Origin of the sequence: Yersinia canariae, from assembly GCF_009831415.1 — a bacterium.
Lineage (GTDB): Bacteria > Pseudomonadota > Gammaproteobacteria > Enterobacterales > Enterobacteriaceae > Yersinia > Yersinia canariae.
This window is the reverse complement of sequence record NZ_CP043727.1, coordinates 911,958-936,495: the sequence shown is the minus strand read 5'-3', so window position 1 is coordinate 936,495 and position 24,538 is coordinate 911,958. Positions and strand designations below refer to the sequence as shown.

Below are 24,538 nucleotides of genomic sequence, written 5' to 3'. Positions count from 1 at the left end.
GCTCCTCAGAAATATCCCTGACGCTTTTTAAGCTCCATGGAGCCGGATTGATCGCGGTCGATCATGCGACCCTGGCGTTCGCTGGTTGTCGAGATAAGCATCTCTTCAATAATGGCAGGCAAGGTTTCAGCCTCGGACTCAACCGCGCCCGTCAGTGGCCAGCATCCTAAAGTACGAAAACGCACCATTTTCTGGGTAATCACTTCGCCCGGTTGTAAATCAATCCGGTCGTCATCCACCATCAGCAGCATCCCGTCGCGCTCCACCACTGGCCGTGGTTTCGCTAAATACAGCGGCACAATGTCGATTTCTTCCAAGAAGATATATTGCCAAATATCCAGCTCCGTCCAGTTGGACAGCGGGAAGACGCGAATACTTTCGCCCTTGTTAATCTGGCCGTTGTAGTTGTGCCACAGTTCTGGGCGCTGATTTTTGGGATCCCAGCGGTGGAAACGGTCACGAAAAGAGTAAATACGCTCTTTGGCACGAGATTTCTCTTCATCACGCCGCGCGCCACCAAAAGCAGCATCAAAACCGTATTTGTTCAGCGCTTGCTTAAGGCCTTCCGTTTTCATGATATCGGTATGTTTAGCGCTGCCGTGAACAAAGGGGTTTATCCCCATTGCGACACCTTCCGGGTTGCGATGCACCAGTAATTCGCAGCCGAACGCTTTGGCCGTGCGGTTACGGAATTCGTACATTTCGCGGAATTTCCAACCGGTATCCACATGCAATAATGGGAAAGGCAAATTGCCCGGGAAGAAGGCTTTGCGGGCCAAATGCAGCATCACAGAAGAGTCTTTACCGATGGAATAGAGCATCACCGGGTTACCGAATTCAGCGGCCACTTCACGGATGATATGGATACTCTCCGCCTCCAATTGCCGCAAATGAGTGAGTTTTTTTTCGTCCATAACAGATCCTTTATGCCAAATTCACGACTGACGGGCTGATGGCCTGCTCAGTCTGCGGTTGTTGCCCAAACCAGGCAATTTGATGATGTAAATCCACCACTTCACCGATAACCAGCAGTGCTGGCGTCGGGGCCTGATGCGCTAATGATTCCAGTTCTGCCAATGTCCCGGTCAAAACTTGCTGATCGGCACGTGTCCCCCGCCCAATCACCGCCACTGGCGTGGTACTGGCTCGACCATGCATTATCAATTGTCGGCTGATTTCAGCCGCTTTCACTGTGCCCATATAGATAGCCAAAGTCTGGTGACCACGGGCCAGTGACTGCCAATCCAAATCGTCACCATCAGCACGGCAATGCCCGGTAATAAATGTCACACTTTGCGCATGGTCACGGTGGGTCAGAGGGATACCAGCATAAGCCGTCGCCCCACTTGCTGCCGTTACCCCCGGAACCACCTGAAACGGAATGCCTGCGCGCGCCACAACTTGCAGCTCTTCACCGCCACGGCCAAAGATAAAAGGATCGCCCCCTTTTAGCCGAACCACTCGTTTCCCGCGCTGCGCGAATGTGACCAATAATTGATTGGTTTCTTCCTGTGCAACCGAATGCGACCCTGCCCGCTTGCCGACACAAATACGCTCAGCATCACGGCGAACCAAATCCAGCACTTCTGGGCTGACTAAATGGTCATATAAGACCACATCAGCTTGTTGAATAACTTGCAGGCCACGTAAGGTCAATAAACTAGGATCTCCGGGGCCGGCCCCTACCAAAGCCACCTCCCCCTGAGTGCTGCTTTGCCCCTCTAATGACTGTTGCAGAGCTTCTTCGGCCTGCGCTAACTGCCCACAACTGACAAAACTGGCAAAGCGGCCGCTGAAAGCGTTTTCCCAAAAACGACGGCGTTCTCCCATCGTAGCTATCTGCTGTTTAACCCGACCGCGCCAACGCCCGGCAATAGCCGCCATTTCACCCAGACTGCTGGGCAACAAAGCTTCCAGTTTCTCGCGCAGTAAGCGCGCCAGCACCGGCGCTTGACCGGCGGAGGAAATCGCCACCACCAGCGGGGAGCGGTCGACAATTGATGGGAAAATAAACGAGCAGCGGGGCTGGTCATCAACCACATTAGCCAAAAGATGCCGCTCATCTGCCGCCGCGAAAACCGCCGCGTTCAATGCAATATCATTAGTCGCGGCAATCACCAGAAACACCTCATCCAACTGCTCGGGCAAGAAATCTTTTGCCAGCCAGTTAATTCGGCCATCCTGATATTGTTGTTCGAGTTCCGATGAGAGGGCTTGTGCCACTACCCGCACCTGTGCGCCCGCGCGGTGGAGTAAGTCAATTTTTCGCGCAGCAACTTCACCGCCGCCAACGACCAATACAGGGCGTCGTTTCAAGTCGGCAAAAAGAGGTAGATAGTCCACAGCATCCTTCAATTACATAATAAGCGTAGGGTGACTATAGGGGGGGGTTATGGCCTTATGAAATGACGAAAAGTAATTACAAGTTCCATAATGATATATAGGCGTGATAGTAAGGTTCCCAGCTATGTTAGCCAATTATCGTTATGAGTGGTTTTCTTATTTGCTGACATAAATATCTGCACTTTAGGAGCCATACGGATTGTCTATTAGACATAACAATCCCATACTAATGACGTTATCTATACCAACAGGTATGACGCAGACTTTAACAAGGATATTTCGGTATGTTTCCCCGCCGTTGCCTAAAGTGGGCACTATTTACGCTGAGTTTAAGTACCGTCCTGCCACTTCAGGCAGCGACATCGCCAGCCACCGGCCAAATTGCTGAACAGCAAGTTCGCCATATTAGCACCTACTTTCCCGGCCGTATGGCGGGTAGCCCCGCAGAGTTGCTGGCGGCTGAGTATATCAATCATCGTTTTCAGCAAATGGGCTATCAGAGTAATTTACGTGGTTTCAATACGCGTTATCTCTATACCAGTAAAAATGGTAAGCAAAGCTGGCGAAATGTCAGTGCCACGTCGGTGATTGCTGCTCGCAACGTATTGGCAAATAAAGAAGATGTGGCCGGCAAAGCTGATGACCAGAAGCAGATAATCATCATGGCGCATTTTGATACCTATACCCCGAAAAGTGACAAAGATTTAGATAAAAACCTGGGTGGCCTAACATTACAGGGTGTCGATGACAATGCGGCGGGTGTAGGTGTGATGCTAGAGTTGGCGGAGCGCCTCAAAGACACACCGCTACGCTATGATTTGCGTTTTGTCGCACTCAGCGCCGAAGAAATCGGAGCCCAAGGAACCGAAAACTATCTGCAACGTATGAGCTCAACAGAGAAAACCAATACATTGTTGGTGATCAATTTGGATAATCTGATTACCGGCGATCGCCTCTATTTTAATGCCAATAATCAGCCCGCAACCCTTGCGGCAAAGGATCAAGCGCTAACACTGGCTCGCCGCTATGGTATTACGGCCTCGACAGTAAAAGGCCAGGTCACCTCCCCATGCAAGGCAGAGAAAAACGCTTTTGATGCCGCCGGAATGGCGGTGTTATCCGTTGAGGCCAGTAATTACACCTTAGGAAATAAAGATGGCTGCCAACAACGGGCTGTCAGCAAGCATTTCCCACAAGGAACTACCCGCCATCAAAGCCAACTGGATAACTTAAATTATCTGGATAAGTTCTTGCCCGGCCGTATCACTAAACGCACACACGACACAGTGCAAATCATGTTGCCCTTGGTTCAACAGTTAGCTGGCGCTAAAAAATAGCCTACCGCAAAAATCAAGGGCGCTATTAGCGCCCTTATTCTGTGTCGGCCACATTCAGCTTTCATGCAAACCGCATTCACGTTTTAAGCCAAAGAAGCGCGTTTCCTCTTCGCTCATGCCCGGTTCCCATTTACGAGTCGTATGGGTATCACCGACAGAGAGATAACCCTGCTCCCATAAAGGATGGTAACTCAGGCCATTTTGCGTCAAATACTGGTAAACCTGACGGTTATCCCAATCAATAATAGGCAGCAATTTGAAGACACCGCGCGCAATCGCCAAAACCGGTAACTTTGCACGACTACCCGATTGCTCGCGACGCAGGCCAGCAAACCAAGTTTGAGCGCCCAGAGTTTCCAGTGCGCGATTCATCGGCTCAACTTTATTCAGGTCGTTATAGCGCTCAATCCCCTCAACACCCTGTTCCCACAGTTTGCCATAGCGCGCTTCTTGCCAGGCGGGGCTGTGCTGCGCGCGAAACACCTGCAAATTGAGCTGCAGTTTTTCAATCAGAGAATCAATAAACTGATAAGTTTCTGGGAATAGATAACCGGTATCAGTGAGAATCACCGGGATATCAGGTTGCTGACGCGTGACCAGATGCAAGCAAACTGCGGCCTGAATACCAAAACTGGAAGAGAGCACAAACTCACCGGGCAGATTTTCCAATGCCCAACTGACACGCTCCTGCGCGGTTAAAAGCTCCAATTGCCCATTAACCAGCGCCAATGCCGCCGCTTGTTCCACTTTCGGCAGCGCGTTAAGTTCATTGAGATTAAATTGGCTCACACCGCCTCCTGAACATCATAAAAGTCACGAGCTGAATCTATTACCGGAGCAATAACACCGACGCGAATAACAAAATCACCGAAACCTTCGTCAGTATGACGTTCCTTAGCCCAACGCCCGACCAATTGATCGGTAATCGCCAGTATTTCATCTTCGGTGATGTTTTCACGATACATCCGCGGTATTCGCGTGCCTTCGCGGTTACCGCCCAGATGCAGGTTATAGCGCCCCACGGCTTTCCCCACCAGCCCAACTTCAGCCAGTAAAGCTCGGCCACAGCCATTCGGGCAGCCGGTGACTCGCAGGACAATATGTTCATCAGCAATACCGTGCTGCTGTAAAATCCCTTCAACCCGAGTCACAAACTCCGGTAAGAAACGCTCCGCTTCAGCCATCGCCAATGGGCAGGTTGGGAATGAAACACAGGCCATAGAATTTTCACGTTGCGGGCTGACACTGTCATCCATCAAGCCATGCTCACGGGCTAATGCTTCAATGCGCGCTTTATCTTTTTCCGGCACCCCCGCCACAATCAGGTTCTGATTAGCCGTTAAGCGGAAATCACCCTGATGGATTTTGGCAATTTCTGCCACACCTGTTTTGAGGCTACGGCCTGGGTAATCCAGCAAACGGCCATTTTCGATAAATAAGGTCAAATGCCATTTTTTATCGATCCCCTTTACCCAGCCGATACGATCACCACGACCCGTAAATTGATAAGGTTTGATGGCCCCGAAACTCACGCCCGCGCGCTTTTCAACTTCGGCTTTAAAGACATCAACACCGACTCGTTCCAGTGTATATTTGGTTTTGGCATTCTTGCGATCAGTGCGGTTGCCCCAATCACGCTGAGTGGTTACAACCGCTTCAGCAATGGCCAAAGTGTGTTGCAATGGAATATAGCCAAATTCACTAGCTTTACGTGGGTAAGTATTCTTATCACCATGGGCAATGGATAACCCCCCGCCCACCAGCACATTAAAGCCGACTAACTTACCTTTCTCCGCTACTGCAACAAAATTAAGGTCATTGGCATGGAGATCGACATCATTTTGCGGCGGAATAACCACTGTGGTTTTAAATTTGCGAGGTAAATAAGTCGCACCGAGGATTGGCTCCTCATCCGTGGTCGCCACTTTCTCCGCATCCAGCCAGATTTCAGCATAAGCACGAGTCCGTGGTAGCAAATGCTCAGAAATCTTCTTCGCCCATTCATAAGCTTCCTGATGGAGTACGGACTCCACCGGATTCGAGGTGCAAAGCACATTACGGTTAACATCATTAGCCGTTGCCAGTGCATCCAGCCCCAATTGATTGAGCAACTGGTGAGCCGGCTTCACATTCCCTTTCAAAATGCCATGGAACTGGAATGTTTGGCGGTTAGTGATACGGATGCTGCCGTATAATGTGTTATCTGCGGCAAACTTATCAATGCCCAACCACTGTTGTGGGGTAATAATCCCGCCGGGCAAACGGCAACGCAGCATCATGGCATGGCGTGGTTCCAGCTTCTGCTCCGCGCGTTCAGCACGGATATCGCGGTCATCTTGCTGATACATTCCATGGAAACGGATCAGCAGAAAATTATCGCCGTTGAAGCCGCCGGTCAGCCCATCATTCAAGTCTTGTGCAATTGTCCCGCGTAGGAAATTGCTTTGTGACTTCATTCGCTCGCCGTCGGAAAGTTTCCCCGTCACGACCAGTGGCCCTGGGTGTTTTTCATTCATCAGTACACATCCCGCTGATAACGGCGCGCCAGGCGCAGCTCACTCAAATATTCATCAGCTTGCTCGGCATCCATCGCACCGTGCAAAGCCACCACATCCAGTAAAACCTGCTCAACGTCTTTGGCCATGCGATTGGCATCACCGCAGACGTAAATATGGGCGCCTTGTTGGATCCAGCTCCACAGGTCTGCGCCTTGTTCGCGCAGTTTGTCTTGTACGTATATTTTATGGGCTTGATCACGCGACCAGGCCAAATCAATGCGAGTCAGCAAACCGTCTTTGACATAGCGCTGCCATTCCACCTGATAGAGAAAATCTTCAGTGAAATGTGGGTTACCGAAAAGTAGCCAGTTTTTACCTGTGGCCCCATCAGCTTCGCGTTGCTGCATAAAGGCGCGGAAAGGCGCAATACCGGTGCCCGGCCCAATCATTATCACCGGTGTTTCTGGATTAGTCGGTAAACGGAAGTTATCGTTATGTTCAATAAAGATGCGGATATCGCCATCCACTTCCAACCGGTCAGCCAGATAACCTGAAGCACCACCTGTACGGGGGCGGCCATCAATGTCATAGCGCACCACACCGACAGTGATATGCACTTCATTTTCGGTTTCAGCTTGTGAAGACGCGATGGAATACAGGCGAGGAGTCAAAGGCCGTAACAACGCGACCAGTTGGTCGGCATTCAAGTCAGATGGGGCCTGACGCACCATATCGACAATCGGAGTATTCTTCGCATAATGTTGCAGCGCCGGTTTATCTGCCAGCAATGTAATCAATTTTTCATCACGTGAGAGCGCGGCGTATTTATCGACAATCACAGTGGTATTTTGTGTCAGTTCAAGATGGCTGCGCAGTGCGCGCGACACTGGCATATTCTGCCCATCAATACTGACTGGCTCATCACCTTTGAGCCACAAAAGCGCCAACAACTCGTCAACCAGCTCCGGGTCATTATCAAACCAAACACCGAGCGCATCTCCCGGCTGATAGCGCAGCCCGGAGTCTCCTAAATCAATTTCAATATGGCGCACATCTTTTTCAGAGTTGCGGCCCGTCACTTTTTGCTGCACTGATAACTGGGCGGTCAGTGGCGCAGCCTTGCTGTAGGGGCTGGAAGTGATTTCATCAATCGCACCGCTTTGTGTTACTACCGCCGCGGCCGTCGATTGCGCGGGGACTCTTGCTTGTAATGCCGCCACAACTTGTTGACGCCACTGTTGTGCTGATTCTTGATATTCAACATCAGCATCCACCCTCGCCAATAATCGCTCTGCACCTAACTCAGCTAATTTGTTGTCGAAATCTTTACCTGCCTGACAGAAATGCTCATAGGAAGTATCGCCCAGACCAAATACCGCGAAAGCTGTCTCTGGTAATTTCGGGGCTTTTTTAGAGAATAAGAATTTATGCAGTGCCACAGCCTCTTCGGCGGGTTCACCTTCACCTTGGGTAGAAGCAACAATCACCAGCAAGCGTTCTTGCGCAATCTGTTTAAACTTATAATCACCGGCATTGACCAGATTGACGTTAAGTTTGGCGGCCAAAAGATCATCGCGTAACTGCTCCGCCAGACGCCGTGCATTGCCGGTTTGAGAAGCAGAAATCAGGGTAATAGATACTGGCGCAGAGGCCGCCACAGCAGCGCCAACAACCGCTCCGGGTTGCTGGTTAACCAAGCCCCAAAAGTAGCCAGATAACCATGCCATTTGGGTTGGGGAAAACTCACCAACCGCCGCCTGTAAGCGGGCTAACTGCTCCGGCGATAGCGGGAGTAAAGAAGTAGGAGGAACCTGAGTCGTCATTGCAGTACGCATTCCCTTAAGCTTTAGCCAGTGTCAGTCGAATGTTTTCAGCACAAAATTCTTAATATTTGTAAGGGTAACCATCCCGATAATAACAATTAAAGAAGCGATGGAAATAATAAATAACCAAAACGACTAAGCGGTTTTTCAGGTAATGGATATGAGTTAAAGTGCTCAACTTATTAGGAAAGTTTTTGCTCACTGACATTGCGCCATAGATTGATTTAATCCGAATATAAATCAGTAGATTACAGAAAATAAAGTGAGATATTTCAGGCCAGACAGCACGCGCCATTATGCACATTCATAGCCAGCACCAGTGCTTTCCGGTACTATGCGGCGGTTTTTTGAGTCAATAAGGTCAAGATTATGAGTACCACCCTATTTAAAGATTTTCAGTTTGAAGCCGCCCACTTGTTGCCCCATGTCCCTGAGGGTCACAAATGTGGTCGTCTGCACGGCCATTCATTTATGGTTCGTATTGAGGTCACAGGTGAAGTTGATGCTCACTCCGGCTGGGTGATGGATTTTGCTGATCTCAAAGCTGCATTCAAACCAATTTGGGAACGTTTGGATCATCACTATCTGAATGATATTCCCGGTCTGGAAAATCCAACCAGTGAAGTGCTGGCAAGCTGGATTTGGCAGCAGCTTAAACCGCAATTACCAGAACTGAGCACAGTCATGGTGAAAGAGACCTGTTCGGCGGGTTGTGTTTATCGCGGGTAATAAAATTGCTTCGTCAGGGCGCTACCACGCCCTGCGTCTCAAGCTATATTCAAATACTTGTGTGTCTGCATTGAGAGTCGCCAGTTGTTGGCAATGCAAGTCTCAATACAGAGTTTGGTAGCCTCGTCTTTCTGGCTGATCGGTTGCAACGCAATAATCCGCTTTTTGTCATCTGTCAGTGTTACCAGTAGAGCTTCCAGTGCTTCGATATCCCGTAAACGCCCCACGGGATGCTTAATTTCATCTGCGCGCTGTAATGCTTGTGGTAATACTTTTAGGCCGCCGCGCATATTCACTTTTGGCGAAACCGTCACCCACGTGGCCGGCGAACACTGTATTTCGTGAGTGCCACTGGTTTCAATCTGGCAACTGTAGCCGGCGTGTTCCAACTGTGACGTCAAAGGGAATAAATCATAAATAGCAGGCTCGCCGCCAGTTATCACCACATGGCGAGCGGTATACCCTTGTTGACGGAAGATATCCAGTAGCTGCTGTTCACTGGCCGTTCCCCAAGCATCACTTTCAGCAGTTTTCACCATAATGCGCTGCATGTCGACTTCACGATCAGCTGCTTTTTCCCAAGTATGTTTGGTATCGCACCAACTACACCCGACGGGGCAGCCCTGCAAGCGCACGAAAATCGCCGGCACACCGGTGAAGTAACCCTCGCCCTGCAAGGTCTGGAACATTTCATTAATCGGGTACAGCATCAGTATCTCTATCGTCATTCAAACCAATGCGCGATTATCGCAGATTCCCTGGCGGTGACCAAACTGGTAACGCCGAGGCCACCAGTTTGTTTGTATCAGGCCGTTACTCGATGACACCACAGGCCATTCGAGCACCGCCGCCGCCCAGGGGCATCGGGTGGTCAGCATAGTTATCACCACCCGCATGGATCATTAAAGCATGCTGTTTCAGTTCCGCTAAAGATTTCAGACGCGGGGCTAATACCTGATAGGTCGCCGTGCCATCAGCATTAACCACTAACCCCGGCAAATCCCCCAGATGTCCTTTATCGCTATATGGCCCAAGGTGTGCTCCGGTTTTTTGCGGATCAAAATGCCCACCAGCAGCCAATGCTGGCACGGTTTTGCCCTCTTTTTGCCCCGGCGCGCAACTTGGTTTTTCATGGAGGTGGAAACCATGAATTCCCGCCACCAGTCCGGTCAGATTTGGCGTAAACAGTAAACCATAAGGAGTTTCGGTCACGGTAACAGTACCCAGCGCCGGGCCATTGCCAGTTGGCAGCGCCTCATTCATTGTGACGGTAACATCTGTCGCCAATAAACTGCCGGAGAAAAGCATCGCCGGTAACAATACGTATTTCAGTTTCATTGGTTATCTTCCTTTATGAATTATTATTGAATCATTCAAGTACTCATTAAGGATAACGGCTGATAAGTTATCTGCACGGCAGCAGTGTGATAGATGTGATTCAGACGGGGGTTACAAACGAGATTCAGATTATTCTCGATAAAATAAGTAATTAATAACAATAGGTTAATTGGAAAATAGCAAACAACCCCGTTTAAATTAGAAATGCAAAAGATGAAAGTGTCGCCATCACGAAATAAAGAATAGTGAGGACGGCAATGAATCGCCCTTTGGCACATAATGGTGGTCATTTATTGAATAATTCGGTGAAATCCACACCTCACTACAGGTATAAAAAAACCCGCCGCAGCGGGTTTTCAATCAACTTTTACAGAAGACAAAGCGCAGTAATTACTGGCCTTTAACTTCTTTCAGACCGTGGAATGGTGCGCGGTCGCCCAGCGCTTCTTCGATACGGATCAGTTGGTTATATTTAGCAACACGGTCAGAACGGCTCATAGAACCGGTTTTGATCTGGCCTGCTGCGGTACCCACTGCCAGATCGGCAATGGTAGCATCTTCAGTTTCGCCTGAACGGTGAGAGATAACCGCGGTGTAACCTGCATCTTTCGCCATCTTGATAGCAGCCAGAGTTTCGGTCAGAGAACCGATCTGGTTGAATTTAATCAGGATAGAGTTAGCAACACCTTTCTCGATACCTTCTTTCAGGATCTTGGTGTTGGTTACAAACAGATCATCACCAACCAGCTGGATTTTGTCACCCAGAACTTCGGTCTGATATTTGAAACCAGCCCAATCAGATTCGTCCAGACCGTCTTCGATAGAGACGATTGGGTACTGTTTGGTCAGGTCTTCCAGGAAGTGAGTGAACTCTTCAGAAGTGAAAGCTTTGTTGCCTTCGCCAGCCAGAACGTATTTGCCATCTTTATAGAACTCAGATGCAGCACAGTCCATAGCCAGAGTAACGTCTTTGCCCAACTCGTAGCCAGCCTGTTTTACCGCTTCAGCGATAACAGCCAGTGCTTCGGCGTTAGAACCCAGGTTTGGCGCATAGCCACCTTCGTCGCCTACTGCAGTGCTCATGCCTTTAGCTTTCAGAACTTTAGCCAAAGTATGGAATACTTCAGAACCGATGCGAACCGCTTCTTTCAGAGTTTTAGCGCCAACTGGCTGAATCATAAACTCTTGAATATCAACGTTGTTATCAGCATGCTCGCCACCGTTGATGATGTTCATCATCGGCAGTGGCATAGAGAATTTGCCTGGGGTGCCATTCAGTTCAGCAATGTGCTCATACAAAGGCATGCCTTTAGATGCTGCTGCTGCTTTCGCTGCTGCCAGAGAAACAGCCAGGATGGCGTTAGCACCAAACTGGGATTTGTTCTCAGTACCGTCCAGATCGATCATGATTTTATCGATATTAGCCTGATCTTTGGCATCTTTACCGATAACTGCCTGAGCAATTGGGCCATTTACTGCTGCAACGGCTTTCAGAACGCCTTTGCCCAGGAAACGGGATTTGTCACCGTCACGCAGTTCCAGTGCTTCACGGGAACCAGTAGAAGCACCTGATGGTGCCGCAGCCAAACCAACAAAACCGCCTTCCAGATGAACTTCGGCTTCTACAGTTGGGTTACCACGGGAGTCGATAATTTCGCGACCGATGACTTTAACGATTTTGGACATTAGATTTTCCTCAGTACAAGTTAAACTAAAACTCCAGACAGAGGGGGCGACATCGCTGCCGCCCCTTCTACCAAATATTTTATTTCACCTGGCGCTTCTGATACTCACCAGCCGCTTTCACAAAGCCGGCAAACAACGGGTGACCATCACGTGGCGTCGAAGTAAATTCTGGATGGAACTGGCAAGCCACAAACCATGGGTGGTTTGGCAACTCGATGATTTCCACCAGTTTGTTATCCGCAGAACGCCCTGCCACACGTAACCCGGCGGCTTCAATCTGCTTCAACAGCATGTTGTTGACTTCATAGCGATGACGATGGCGCTCAACGATGGTTGGTTCGCCATACATCTGACGTACCAGGCTACCGTCGGTCAGGTGACATTGTTGCCCACCCACACGCATGGTACCGCCCAAATCGCTTTCTTCCGTACGCACTTCAACGTTGCCGTCTTCATCACGCCATTCGGTGATTAATGCAACCACCGGATACTTACAGTCTGGCACAAATTCTGTAGAGTTCGCGTTTTCCATCCCCGCAACATTGCGGGCAAACTCCATCAGTGCAACCTGCATACCCAAGCAAATGCCCAGATAAGGAATATTGTGTTCACGGGCATAACGTGCCGCCAGAACCTTGCCTTCCACACCACGGTAGCCGAAACCACCCGGGATAAGGATAGCATCCAATCCTTTCAGCATCTCTTCGCCGCGAGTCTCAACATCTTGCGAATCAATCAGCTTGATATTCACCGTCAGGCGATTTTTCAGCCCACCGTGTTTCAAGGCTTCAATCACAGATTTATAGGCATCGGGCAATTCTACGTATTTGCCAATCATCCCAATGGTCACTTCGCCACCTGGATTCGACTCTTCGTATAATACCTGTTCCCATTCTGCGAGATTTGCTTCAGGACAAGTTAAGCTGAATCGTTTACAAATATAATCGTCAAGGCCCTGTGATTTCAATAGCCCTGGAATTTTATAAATGGAATCAACATCTTTTAGTGAGATAACCGCTTTTTCTGGCACATTACAGAATAATGCAATTTTAGCCCGTTCATTAGCAGGAACCGCGCGGTCAGAACGGCAAATCAGCACATCTGGCTGAATACCGATAGAAAGCAGCTCTTTTACCGAATGTTGCGTTGGCTTAGTTTTCACTTCACCGGCAGCAGCCAGGTAAGGAACTAATGTCAGGTGCATATAAAGTGTATGCTCACGGCCAACATCGACCGCCATCTGACGGATAGCTTCCAAGAATGGTAAGGATTCGATATCACCTACGGTACCACCAATTTCAACTAATACGACATCGTGGCCTTCGCCGCCTTCGATGATACGTTCTTTGATTGCATTGGTGATATGAGGAATAACCTGAATAGTCGCACCCAGATAGTCGCCACGGCGTTCTTTACGCAGAACTTCAGAGTAGATACGGCCAGTGGTGAAGTTGTTACGGCGGGTCATTTTAGTGCGAATGAAGCGCTCGTAATGCCCTAAATCCAGATCGGTTTCAGCACCATCTTCGGTGACAAAAACTTCCCCGTGTTGTGTCGGGCTCATGGTGCCCGGATCCACGTTGATGTACGGGTCCAGTTTCATGATGGTAACGTTGAGGCCACGGGCTTCAAGTATAGCCGCCAGAGAGGCTGCGGCAATGCCTTTACCCAGAGAGGATACGACCCCGCCGGTCACAAAAATATAATTAGTTGTCATGCTGAACCTGAGAGTTTAGGTTTAAAGACGATGGAAGAACCAAGACGGGAAAGTAGTATACCCGAACCTTGGTTTCGCTACAAACTATCTCCGCGACGGTGGTTGTTTTCACCCTTTTCACTGCACGGAACACCGTCCTGCTATCCGTTATAATTCAATATATTAACGCAATTAAAATTCAACAACCATCGGTCAAATGAATTAAAACACCTTACATTTCAGTTTCTTGCTTTTTAACTTGTTGCCAGGCAGATTCCATCTCATCGAGTGTTGCGCTCTCCATGGTCTTACCTGATGACGTAACTATTTGTTCTACTTGACGAAAACGACGTTCAAACTTGCGATTTGCTGCCTGTAACGCATTTTCAGCTTTATGGCCCAAATGACGAGATAAGTTAACTGTAGCAAACAACAAATCGCCGATTTCCTCGCCCAACTTCTCTTCGTCCACGACAGCTTGTCGCGCTTCGAACATCACTTCATCAATCTCTTCGTAGACTTTGTCCAGAACCGGGCCAAGTGTATCCCAGTCAAAACCGACAGCAGCGCAGCGTTTCTGGATTTTATGGGCTTTCATCAAAGCTGGCAGTGCATCAGGAATATCATCCAATGCAGAATACAAAGCTTTCTCTGCCCTTTCCTCAGCTTTACGCGATTCCCAACCTGCCAATGCGGCCTCACTGCCCATTATAGCGCCTATGGCGTTTGGTGACTCGCCAGGGAACACATGTGGATGGCGGCGCACCAACTTATCGCTGATGGCATGACAGACATCAGCGAACGCAAATAGCCCTTGCTCCTGCCCCATTTGCGCATAAAACACCACCTGAAACAGCAAATCACCCAATTCGTCACGAAGATCGTTGAAATCTTTGCGCTGAATCGCATCAAGCACTTCGTAAGTTTCCTCCAGGGTGTAAGGCGCAATTGTGTCAAAAGTCTGCTTACAATCCCACGGGCAGCCGTGTTCGGGGTCACGCAAGGTGCGCATAATATCTAACAAACGTTGCAAAGCTAATGCAGTGGTGTCATGGGGAGTAACTGATTGGGTCATCTGAATTTATTCACTTTTTTTTTGTTTTTTAGCATTCGAGGCGTCGTGAGTGCAGCAGATTGATTGCCGCCAACGCGCAGCCCCCAAAGCGCACCGCAGTACGCAAGGAGGGCAAGCACAGCCCAATATCAATATTGCCAAAGCGCAGTAGCCGTCCAGATCAAAAAAAACTAATTGCCGTGGAGCCGACGGGCGTCGATAACATCCGGTAACTGATTCAACTTAGCTAACACCCTGCCCAGCACCTGCAAATTGTAGATCTCAATATCCATGTCGATGGTCGCCAGCATCTTTTTGGTATCGCTACGGCTGGCAACGCCCAGCACATTGACCTTTTCATTCGCCAAAATGGTGGTGATATCGCGCAACAGACCACTACGGTCATTGGCTGTCACCCGCACCACCAGCGAATAGCCGCTGGAATAGCTTTCGCCCCAGACAGCATCAACAATCCGCTCAGGAGCATGAGACTGTAATTCGGCTAACTGTTCACAATCAGCCCGGTGAATGGAAATCCCCCGGCCTTGCGTGATAAAACCAATAATCTCATCACCGGGAATTGGCTGGCAGCACCGAGCAATATGGTGCATCAGATTGCCAACACCTTCGACCACAATACGCCCACTGTCTTTGCTGGCATTGCGTGGCGCTGGCTGATGTTTATTATTCAGATGGCGTAAAGCCTCTAAATCTGCTTCTTCTGCCGTCGGCTTATTGAGTTTCCCTTGCAGGAAGTTAACCATCTGATTCAGACGGATATCACCACCACCAATAGCCGCCAACACTTCATCCATAGAATTCATGTTATAGCGCGGAACTAGTAGCTTTTCAGCCTCTTTCAAGCTGATATCCATGTGCTCTAGCTCGTCATCTAACATCTGCCGGCCAGCAAGAATATTCTTGTCTCTATCTTGTTTTCTAAACCAGTTATGAATCTTAGAGCGCCCACGGCTGGTCGTGACATAACCGAGGTTAGGATTTAGCCAGTCACGACTCGGGTTAGGCTGTTTCTGGGTGATAATTTCAATCTGATCACCCATCTGTAGTTGATAAGTAAACGGCACTATCCGGCCACTGATTTTGGCACCAATACACCGGTGCCCGACATCACTGTGAATATGATATGCAAAGTCCAGCGGTGTAGAACCGGCTGGTAAATCAATAACATCGCCTTTCGGAGTAAACACATACACCCGGTCATCAAACACTTGACTGCGAACTTCATCAAGCATTTCGCCGGAATCCGCCATTTCTTCTTGCCAGGCAATCAGTTTGCGCAACCAGGCAATCCGCCCCTCATAACCGGAGCGGCCTGCGACCACTGCACCCTCTTTATATTTCCAGTGCGCAGCGACGCCCAGCTCAGCATCCTCATGCATCTGGCGAGTACGGATTTGAATTTCGAGTGTTTTACCACGTGGCCCAAGCACGACTGTATGGATCGACTGATAACCATTTGGTTTAGGGTTAGCAACATAGTCGTCAAACTCATCAGGTAAATGACGAAAGTGAGTATGAACAATACCGAGAGCGGCATAACAATCTTGTAAACGCTCGACGACAACCCGCACGGCTCGCACATCAAACAATTCATCGAAAGCCAGCGACTTCTTCTGCATTTTGCGCCAGATGCTGTAGATATGCTTGGGGCGACCATAAATGTCGGCTTTGATACCCTCATCTGCCATTGCTTTATGCAATGAAGCCACGAAGTCATCTATGAATTGCTCACGATCAATACGGCGCTCGTGAAGTAACTTAGCGATTTGCTTATATTCATCGGGGTGCAGATAACGGAAGCAAAAGTCTTCCAGCTCCCACTTGATCTGGCCAATCCCCAGACGGTTAGCCAGTGGCGCGTAAATATTGGAACACTCTTTCGCCGCCAGCACGCGCTCATCTTCCGGCGCATCTTTCACTTCACGCAAATGCGCAATACGCTCAGCTAACTTGATGACTACACAGCGGAAATCTTCCACCATCGCCAATAACATACGGCGCACATTATCCACTTGCTCAGAGCTCATGGAATCATTGTGGGTGGCTTTCAACTGACGGATGGCGTCCATATCCCGCACGCCATGCACCAGATAAGTAATACTTTTGCCGAATTGCTCCGTCAAAGTGGCTTCATCCACCACATTGGCATCCACCAGCGGGAACAGCAGCGCCGCACGCATACTGTCATTATCCATGCTCAGGGTGGAAAGAATTTCAACCATTTCAAGGCCACGCCACAGCAACAATGGGGCATCAGGATGGTTTTGCGTCTGCTGCTCACAGTACCGCCAGGTTTCGGCCAAACGCTCACCTGACTGCGGATTAGGAAGCCCCAAACTGGCGATCCAATCGTCGAGAGCAAACTCGCCCGCTGGATTCAAATGTGCACTTCGTACCGCAACCATAACTTCTCCCTACTTTGCGACCCCTGGCTCCTGCATAAACAGCGCCATAGATTCAAGATGCCCGGTGTGGGGAAACATATCCAACATCCGCACCTGAGCAAGACGGTAACCGGCGGCTAACAACACCTGACTATCTCGTGCCAGCGTAGTGGGATTACACGAAACATACACCACCCGCTTTGGCGCCAGTTTAACTATATGTGACATGACCCCGGCAGCACCTGCGCGGGCGGGGTCTAACAATATTTTATCAAATCCTTGTGTTGCCCACGGCTGACAACTGATGTCAGATTCCAGATTTTCATGGAAAAAAGACACATTGGGCAACGCGTTATTCTGTGCATTATACTGCCCATTCGCTACCAGCGCCGCAACTCCTTCCACGCCGACCACTTCGCGAGCAAACTTGGCCAGCGGCAAGGTAAAATTGCCCATACCACAGAACAGATCCAGCACGCGCTCATCTGGCCGCACATCCAGCCAAGCTATAGCCTGAGCCACCATTTGCTGGTTGACCCTATCATTGACTTGAATAAAATCCCGTGGATGAAACGCTAAGCGTAGACCCTCAATCTGGTAATAGGGTTCCTCACCGATGAGTTTTTCCAAACTCTCGCTGTCACCGGCCAGATAGACGGCGATATCCTCTCGCAGGGCAAAGTCGGTTAACGCCACGCGATCTACCTCTTTAAGGGTATCAAGGTGACGTAAAACCATCAACGGCCCATTATCAGCCAATACCAGCTCCACATGCCCCAGGCGACGAACGGCCTGTAGGGCCGATAAGCAGTGATAAAGCGGCTGTAACAAGCGCTCTAATTCGGGCCGCAGAACCGGGCAGTGTTTTACACTAACTAAATCATGGGATTCGTTGTGGTGAAATCCCATTTGTAATTGTTGCTGCTTTGTCTGGTAGAACAGGCCAAATCTTGCCCGCCGACGATAGCCATATTCCGGCCCACAAATAACAGGGTCTAATTCAGGGCAACTCCCCGTCTCCCGCATGATCAAACGCCGAAGTGAATCGGCCTTGCTCATCTGTTGTAGCTGACTATTGGCGTGCTGCTGCTGGCAGCCTCCACAAATACCGAAGTGAGGGCAAGCTGGAGCCACCCTTTCACTGCATCGGTTCAACAAACGTTTAAGTTTACCGCGGCTATATTGGCGCTTTTGCTCAGTAAGCTCAATTTCAGCTTGCTCCCCTGGCAAAGTGCCCGGAATAAAGATAGCTTTGCCGTTGTGGCGCGCAACCCCCTGACCAAAAGGGTCAAGCGAGTTTACTGTCACAGTTAGCGTTTGTTTGGTCGTCACACGTCGGTTTGGAGAGTAGAATTGCGCCATATTGATTGTACAAGCATCGGTTTCGTCAGCTGCTAATTCTCCCACATTGGAATACCATGACCAAATACAGTCTTCGCGCGCGCATGATGATTTTAATCCTGGCCCCCACGCTGCTTCTTGGGCTGTTACTTAGCACGTCCTTTATGATCAATCGTTATAATGAACTGCAAAAACAACTGGTTAGTGCTGGTACAAATATTATTGAGCCGCTGGCTGTTGCCAGTGAATACGGAATGACCTTTCGCAATCGCGATACTGTTCGTCAGTTGATTAATCTCCTTCATCGCCGTCATTCGAATATTGTTCGGTCAATATCTGTTTTTGACGCAGATAACAATCTTTTTGTCACATCTAACTATAATTACAATTCCTCACAATTAAGATTGCCCAAAGGCGATCCGATTCCCAGTTCGCTGATGCTTTCCTATCGCGGCGACTCTTTGATTCTGCGCATGCCTATTGTGTCAGAGTCCAACTTGTCCAGTGACCGAACCTCAGATTCAGATATCACAAATCGGCCATTGGGCTATATCGCCATGGATTTGGATTTACAATCAGTGCGCTTGCAGCAATACAAAGAGATCTTTATTTCAACTCTGCTGCTGTTGTTCTGTATGTGTGTGGCGATTTTATTTGCGTATCGTCTGATGCGCGATGTCACCGGCCCCATTCGTAACATGGTGAATGCCGTTGACCGCATTCGCCGTGGGCAATTAGATAGCCGGGTTGAAGGGCATATGCTCGGTGAATTGAACATTCTTAAAAATGGCATCAATTCCATGGCTATGTCGCTGGCGGCCTATCACGAAGAGATGCAGCAAAATATCGACCAAGCCACATCTGACTTGCGCGAAACATTGGAACAGATGGAAATCCAGAACGTCGAATTGGGGTTGGCGAAAAAACGTGCGCAGGAAGCCGCACGAATTAAATCTGAATTTCTGGCCAATATGTCCCATGAGCTTCGTACTCCGCTCAATGGCGTAATTGGCTTTACCCGCCAAACGCTGAAAACATCACTGACACCGACTCAAACTGACTATCTGCAAACTATTCAGCGTTCCGCTAACAATCTGTTATGCATCATTAATGATGTGCTGGATTTCTCTAAGTTAGAAGCCGAAAAACTGGTTCTCGAGCATATCCCGTTCCCACTGCGCGGGGCACTGGATGAAGTCGTTATTTTGCTGGCACACACCGCACATGAAAAAGGCTTGGAACTGACTCTGCATGTTAATAATGATGTTCCAGAGCAAGTGATTGGTGACGCAATGCGTTTGCAGCAAATAGTCACGAACTTGCTGGGTAATGCGATTAAATTCACCGAACAGGGCAATATTGATATTCTAGTGGCGGTGCAGGCCAAAACTGCACAGCGGGTCACTCTGGTGGTAGAAATTCACGATACCGGCATTGGTATTTCCGAATCCCAGCAAGCACAGTTGTTCCAGGCATTTCGTCAGGCCGATGCCAGTATTTCACGTCGTCACGGAGGAACTGGCCTAGGGCTGGTAATAACCGAAAGATTGGTGAAAGAAATGGGTGGCGATATCAGCTTTCACAGCCAGGTCGATAGAGGTTCGACTTTCCGCTTCCACCTGACCTTGGATCTTAACGAAGCCATTCCCTACCGCCACCCGGATATGCCAGATTTGGCAGGGAAAACACTGGCATATATTGAACGCAATGCCGCGGCGTCAAGAGCAACGCTGGATATTCTCAGTATCACCCCTTTGGAGGTGACTCATAGTCTGACATTAGCGCAATTGCCGAGACAGCATTATGATTTCCTGCTGGTTGGGGTGCCAATCCCATATCGCAATAATATGGCTGTTCATCAAGATAAACTGATTGCCGCCCTGAAGATTTCCGAACAAGTTATTTTAGCGCTACCCAGCCAATCACAGGTGGAAGCTGAACAACTTAAGCAAATCGGTGCCAAAGCGTGCTTGATTAAGCCCATCTCCGCCAATCGATTAATCCCGTTATTATCTTATGAAGAAGTGCATTATGAATCGCCGGTAGCAGAGCAAACTCGCAAGCTACCAAAGCTGCCTTTCAAAGTGATGGCTGTTGATGACAACCCGGCTAACTTGAAGTTAATGGGGACGTTGCTGGAAGAACAGGTCGAAGAAACAGTGTTATGTGACAGTGGAGCGAAGGCCATTGCCTATGCTCGTGAAAATACATTGGACATCATTTTAATGGATATTCAAATGCCGGAAATCGACGGCATCCGCGCCAGTGAAGTGATTCACCAGATGTCACATCATCAGGACACCCCAATTATTGCCGTCACTGCTCACGCCGTTAGGGGGCAGCAAGAACAATTATTAAAATTAGGAATGGCTGATTATCTGGCAAAACCTATTGATGAAGCTCGGCTGATACAAGCCCTTTCACGTTATCAACCTGATTGTGTTCCACAAAAGCCGGTGGAGTCTGACATTCAGTCAATTCCACAATCTGAATGTGAGGGATCAATAGACTGGCCGCTGGCAGTAAGGCAAGCGGCCAATAAAGAGTCGCTGGCCAAAGATCTGTTGACCATGTTGTTAGAGTTTACGCCACAAGTGACGGAGCGCGTGCAGGCGATTCTGGCCGGTAGCCATGATGATGATATTCTGAATCTGATTCATAAACTCCATGGCAGTTGCGCATGTAGCGGTGTACCTCGGCTGAGGCAATTGTGTATGACAATTGAACAGCAATTACGCCAACAAACTGATTTACAAGACTTACAACCTGAATGGCTTGAGTTGTTAGATGAAATAGATAACGTCCGCTACGCCGCACGAAGTTATTTAGGCGCAGCCTGATACCAATGCGGCTTTGGGCTGAAATAAAAAGGGCACACCGATAAACGGCTGTGCCCTTTTTTGTGATATTTATGCTTTTACTGCATAAATAGCCGTCACTGTATCAATAGCTATTACTGCATCAACAAGTAGAGTGAAGTATCACCACGCTGAATGCTCAACGCCAATACTGATGGTTTGGTATCAAGGATTTTCCGCAACTCACCCAGATTCTGGACCGGTTGCTGGTTAACACCCATAATAATATCGCCTTTTTTCAGGCCGATACGTGCAGCAGCGGTACCAGGTTTCACACTATCAACTTTCACGCCTTTCTTACCATTCGCATCAGAGTTGCTCAGCTCCGCCCCTTCAATACCGGTGTAAAGATTACCGGAATCAACTTGCGTTTGGCTGCTCTGCTCTAATGTAACTTCCACATTGACTGGTTTACCCTCGCGCAGCAGACCTAAGGTCATTTTGCTGCCCACTGGCAAAGTACCAATCTCAGCACGGAAGCCAGCGAAACTGTTGATAGCTTTACCATTCATGCTGACAATCACATCACCCGCTTTAATCCCTGCTTTAGCCGCAGCTGATTTTGGCAATACCTGACTAATAAAGGCGCCTTTCTGTGCATCAACATTCATCGCTTTCGCCAGCTCAGAGTTCAGCTCTGTGCCCATGATGCCCAGCTCACCGCGTTTAACCTGACCAAATTCAACCATCTGAGATGTCAGGTTTTTCACCATGTTACTTGGGATAGCAAAACCGATACCAATATTGCCGCCATCAGGTGCCAGAATAGCAGTGTTAATCCCGATCAGCTCACCGTTCAGATTGATCAAAGCACCACCAGAGTTCCCACGGTTAATGGCCGCATCAGTCTGGATAAAGTTTTCGTAGTTTTCCACATTCAAACCACTACGACCCAATGCTGACACAATACCAGAGGTTACGGTTTCACCCAGCCCATAGGGGTTACCAATTGCAACGGTATAATCCCCGACACGCAGTTGATCGGAATCAGCAATTTTAATCGCAGTGAGGTTTTTAGCATCTTTCAGCTGTAATAAGGCGATATCGGTACGTGGATCTTTACCAATCACTTTCGCTTCATAGCTGCGGCCATCACTCAACTTCACATTGATTTTGGTTGCATTATCTACCACATGGTTATTGGTAACGACATAACCCTTAGCGGCATCAATAATGACACCTGAGCCCAGCGCACGGAAATCCTGCTTGCTCGGTGCGCCACCTTTACTCCCTGGCCCGCCTCCCTGACACATCGGGGAAGCCTGGAACGGGGAACCGTCCTGACAGAATGGCGAATCATCACCAAAGAATTGCTGGAACTGTGGTGGAATGCCGCCGGCACCGGCATTGCTGACCTGAGCACTCCCCTCCACATTAATACTCACAACCGAAGGCATTACCTTCTCTAGCATTGGCGCCAGGCTAGGGAGCTGCTGGCTGCTGGAAGAAGCTGTTTCTGCCGAAATGGCAGAAGAAACCGGCCCCATGGCTAAACCGATGCTCAATGCCAATGCACTTAACACTAAAGTTGTTTTTTTCATGTATTCTGGTTCTCGCTATACAATTAATAATGAGTCAATAAAATGGTGTATAACAGACTTATCCCGTAATAGATGATGTGCTGCAGATACAGCAGATGAACCCGAGAATCTAACTCAATTTAGTAAATCGGGTGAATGCTAACTGCTAACACCACAACAATTTCAAGTAAGAAGGATATAGTCGTCTTGCATAGTAAGATTAAATATGGGGGATGAAGTTCAGATAACCAATAATTGGAAAAGTAAAAAATATTGTCCGTCTTTACAAATCTATAGTTAATTAAACGGACACTTTAGTTTTTCTGCATACTATTCCGCAGCCATCAAACGGCGATATTCATCATAAGCATAAAGATCTGTCATACCACTGATATAATCCTGAATTAAACGCGCACGATAATAATATTCATATATCTCATGTTGTTCTGGCGATAAATTACGTAACCGCTCTGCTGATTCCGCATAGGCCAGGCGATGCTTCGTTGACAACTTATGGAACAAACGAGTCTCAATCGGGTACTCTCGATGGCTGTCTTCTGCCACTAATTGTGTAAATGCCGTTTGTGGCATAGCCAATAGCGGGCTATAAATATCAAGCAACCCACTAATAACTCTATATCCTTGTAATTCAAGCTGTTCTACTTCTGGATAATTGAATACGTGTTTCACTGCTACCTTTTTAAAAATTTGCAGTAATTTACATGCTGGGCTGGAGTCTTCTAATAAAGCATGATTAAACGAACCTGAAAATACTTCTGATAGATTCTCAATAAAACGCTGTGCTGCATGCGGAACTAATTTTCCGACGGTATTAACCCGTAAATACATAAAGAATTGATCTTCAGAACTACGCCGACCTTGCCCGCGCCCTAATTGACGAAATGCACCGCCCACCACTTTATCAAACAAATCACCATGACTCACTTCACCCCACTCTTGCACCATATGGTCATAAAGTTGTTCAACACTGAAGATATTTTTTTCGACAGCATCTTCTAAGTCAGCAATACAATAAGAGATATCATCCGCAGCTTCCATAATATAGGTCAGCGGGAAACGGTTAAACTCCCCCATATTGAGTTCACGACGTAAATCTTTAACATACTCTTCTTCCGCGAGATAAAATCCTGGCTTCTTCATCAAATAGTGATAGGAGTCCGGAATATCACCTGACCAATAAGCCGGTTTCGTATATTTAAGAATGCAGCCAACCTGTGCATAAGTAAGATTCAGCTTTAATAAGCTATAAACTAATCGAATCGCTTGTGCATTGCCCTCAAACTGGCTTAAGTCATGGCGGATTTTACTGCGGAGAATATTAAGCTCAGTTTCTCCCTCCCGCAGTTTTAATACGTTAACTTTGCATTGATCTTTGCCCCGCAGCTCAGCGCCTCCTCCATTAGGGTCCATTTGTTTAGTAAACCAATTATTGATTGCCGACTCACCAAAATGGCCAAAGGGCGGATTGCCAATGTCATGCATCAGACATGCCATTTCTACAATACTTTCAAAAGGATCCAGTAATTTATCTAACCCGTAGGCAGTGATTTTTTTATCTTGTTTAAAGCGATTGAGGATCTCTTTGGCGATATAACGGCCGACCTGTTGAACTTCCAGCGAATGAGTTAAGCGGCTGCGGACAGCTGCATTGCGCTCCAACGGGAAGACTTGTGTTTTTTGCTGTAGACGCCGAATAGCGGCAGAATTAACAATGCGACCGCGATCACTTTCAAATACTCGGGTAATTTCATATTCATCTTCAGCCGAACTGGGTTTACCAAATGGCCGCTGAAAACTAATTTTCTGTTTAAAGTCGATCCCGGACATGTTACCCCCTGAGTATTTAAGTGTATCCCAAAAGTCATTGGTATTACGGCATGACAGCAAAC

The 24,538-nt window shown here is 48.4% G+C and carries 17 protein-coding genes; 3 read left to right on the top strand and 14 right to left on the bottom strand.

What is annotated here, in order from left to right; all coding sequences use genetic code 11:
- Positions 1–5: 5 nt before the first annotated feature.
- Both cysD and cysG read right to left on the bottom strand, forming a co-directional pair.
- Positions 6–914, bottom strand: coding sequence for a sulfate adenylyltransferase subunit CysD (cysD, locus tag F0T03_RS04300; RefSeq protein WP_159677302.1), 909 nt, complete (start codon positions 912–914; stop codon positions 6–8).
- A 10-nt stretch (positions 915–924) separates the two neighbouring features.
- Entirely contained in the window at positions 925–2,343 is a 1,419-nt protein-coding gene (gene cysG, locus F0T03_RS04295; RefSeq protein WP_159677301.1) for a siroheme synthase CysG, read from the bottom strand.
- 284 nt (positions 2,344–2,627) lie between these two features.
- Here cysG and F0T03_RS04290 point away from each other — a divergent pair, with 284 nt between their 5' ends.
- Complete coding sequence (locus tag F0T03_RS04290; protein ID WP_159677300.1) at positions 2,628–3,680, top strand: aminopeptidase; 1,053 nt, start codon at positions 2,628–2,630, stop codon at positions 3,678–3,680.
- Positions 3,681–3,734: 54 nt separating this feature from the next.
- Here F0T03_RS04290 and F0T03_RS04285 read toward each other — a convergent pair whose 3' ends face one another.
- Genes F0T03_RS04285 through cysJ form a run of 3 tightly spaced genes read right to left on the bottom strand, consistent with a single transcriptional unit; the run spans position 3,735 to position 8,001 of the window.
- Entirely contained in the window at positions 3,735–4,469 is a 735-nt protein-coding gene (locus F0T03_RS04285; RefSeq protein ID WP_159677299.1) for a phosphoadenylyl-sulfate reductase, read from the bottom strand.
- On the bottom strand, positions 4,466–6,196 hold the full coding sequence (gene cysI, locus F0T03_RS04280) for an assimilatory sulfite reductase (NADPH) hemoprotein subunit (RefSeq protein ID WP_145554276.1): 1,731 nt from the start codon (positions 6,194–6,196) through the stop codon (positions 4,466–4,468). The genes F0T03_RS04285 and cysI overlap by 4 nt, the downstream gene beginning before the upstream one ends.
- Positions 6,196–8,001, bottom strand: coding sequence for an NADPH-dependent assimilatory sulfite reductase flavoprotein subunit (gene cysJ / locus F0T03_RS04275; protein WP_159680671.1), 1,806 nt, complete (start codon positions 7,999–8,001; stop codon positions 6,196–6,198). The genes cysI and cysJ overlap by 1 nt, the downstream gene beginning before the upstream one ends.
- 369 nt (positions 8,002–8,370) lie before the next feature.
- On the opposite strand from cysJ, the gene queD reads away from it, so the two are divergent.
- Entirely contained in the window at positions 8,371–8,730 is a 360-nt protein-coding gene (gene queD / locus F0T03_RS04270; protein ID WP_159677298.1) for a 6-carboxytetrahydropterin synthase QueD, read from the top strand.
- Between the two features lie 38 nt (positions 8,731–8,768).
- On the opposite strand, the gene queE is transcribed toward queD, so the two are convergent.
- From queE to rlmD, 7 genes are all read right to left on the bottom strand, one after another.
- Positions 8,769–9,440, bottom strand: coding sequence for a 7-carboxy-7-deazaguanine synthase QueE (queE, locus tag F0T03_RS04265; protein WP_145554280.1), 672 nt, complete (start codon positions 9,438–9,440; stop codon positions 8,769–8,771).
- 103 nt (positions 9,441–9,543) lie between these two features.
- Positions 9,544–10,068 carry a superoxide dismutase family protein gene (gene sodC, locus F0T03_RS04260; protein WP_159677297.1) on the bottom strand — a complete coding sequence of 175 codons (525 nt, stop codon included), beginning with the start codon at positions 10,066–10,068 and terminating at the stop codon, positions 9,544–9,546.
- 390 nt (positions 10,069–10,458) lie between these two features.
- Entirely contained in the window at positions 10,459–11,754 is a 1,296-nt protein-coding gene (eno, locus tag F0T03_RS04255) for a phosphopyruvate hydratase (protein ID WP_145554284.1), read from the bottom strand.
- Positions 11,755–11,833: 79 nt separating this feature from the next.
- Complete coding sequence (gene pyrG, locus F0T03_RS04250) at positions 11,834–13,471, bottom strand: glutamine hydrolyzing CTP synthase (RefSeq protein WP_145554286.1); 1,638 nt, start codon at positions 13,469–13,471, stop codon at positions 11,834–11,836.
- Positions 13,472–13,682: 211 nt separating this feature from the next.
- Positions 13,683–14,525: a nucleoside triphosphate pyrophosphohydrolase gene (mazG, locus tag F0T03_RS04245; RefSeq protein WP_159677296.1), complete on the bottom strand. Its 843-nt coding sequence runs from the start codon at positions 14,523–14,525 to the stop codon at positions 13,683–13,685.
- A 170-nt stretch (positions 14,526–14,695) separates the two neighbouring features.
- A complete protein-coding gene (gene relA / locus F0T03_RS04240; RefSeq protein ID WP_145554290.1) occupies positions 14,696–16,930 on the bottom strand; it encodes a GTP diphosphokinase in 2,235 nt (744 codons plus the stop codon).
- A gap of 9 nt (positions 16,931–16,939) precedes the next feature.
- Positions 16,940–18,271, bottom strand: a complete 1,332-nt coding sequence (rlmD, locus tag F0T03_RS04235) for a 23S rRNA (uracil(1939)-C(5))-methyltransferase RlmD (protein WP_159680669.1) — start codon at positions 18,269–18,271, stop codon at positions 16,940–16,942.
- 56 nt (positions 18,272–18,327) lie between these two features.
- Here rlmD and barA point away from each other — a divergent pair, with 56 nt between their 5' ends.
- Positions 18,328–21,090: a two-component sensor histidine kinase BarA gene (gene barA / locus F0T03_RS04230; RefSeq protein ID WP_159677295.1), complete on the top strand. Its 2,763-nt coding sequence runs from the start codon at positions 18,328–18,330 to the stop codon at positions 21,088–21,090.
- A gap of 113 nt (positions 21,091–21,203) precedes the next feature.
- Here the strand turns inward: barA and degP are convergent, their stop codons facing one another.
- Positions 21,204–22,649, bottom strand: coding sequence for a serine endoprotease DegP (degP, locus tag F0T03_RS04225; protein WP_145554294.1), 1,446 nt, complete (start codon positions 22,647–22,649; stop codon positions 21,204–21,206).
- Positions 22,650–22,958: 309 nt separating this feature from the next.
- Positions 22,959–24,476, bottom strand: coding sequence for a dGTPase (gene dgt / locus F0T03_RS04220; RefSeq protein ID WP_145554296.1), 1,518 nt, complete (start codon positions 24,474–24,476; stop codon positions 22,959–22,961).
- Between the last annotated feature and the right edge of the window lie 62 nt (positions 24,477–24,538).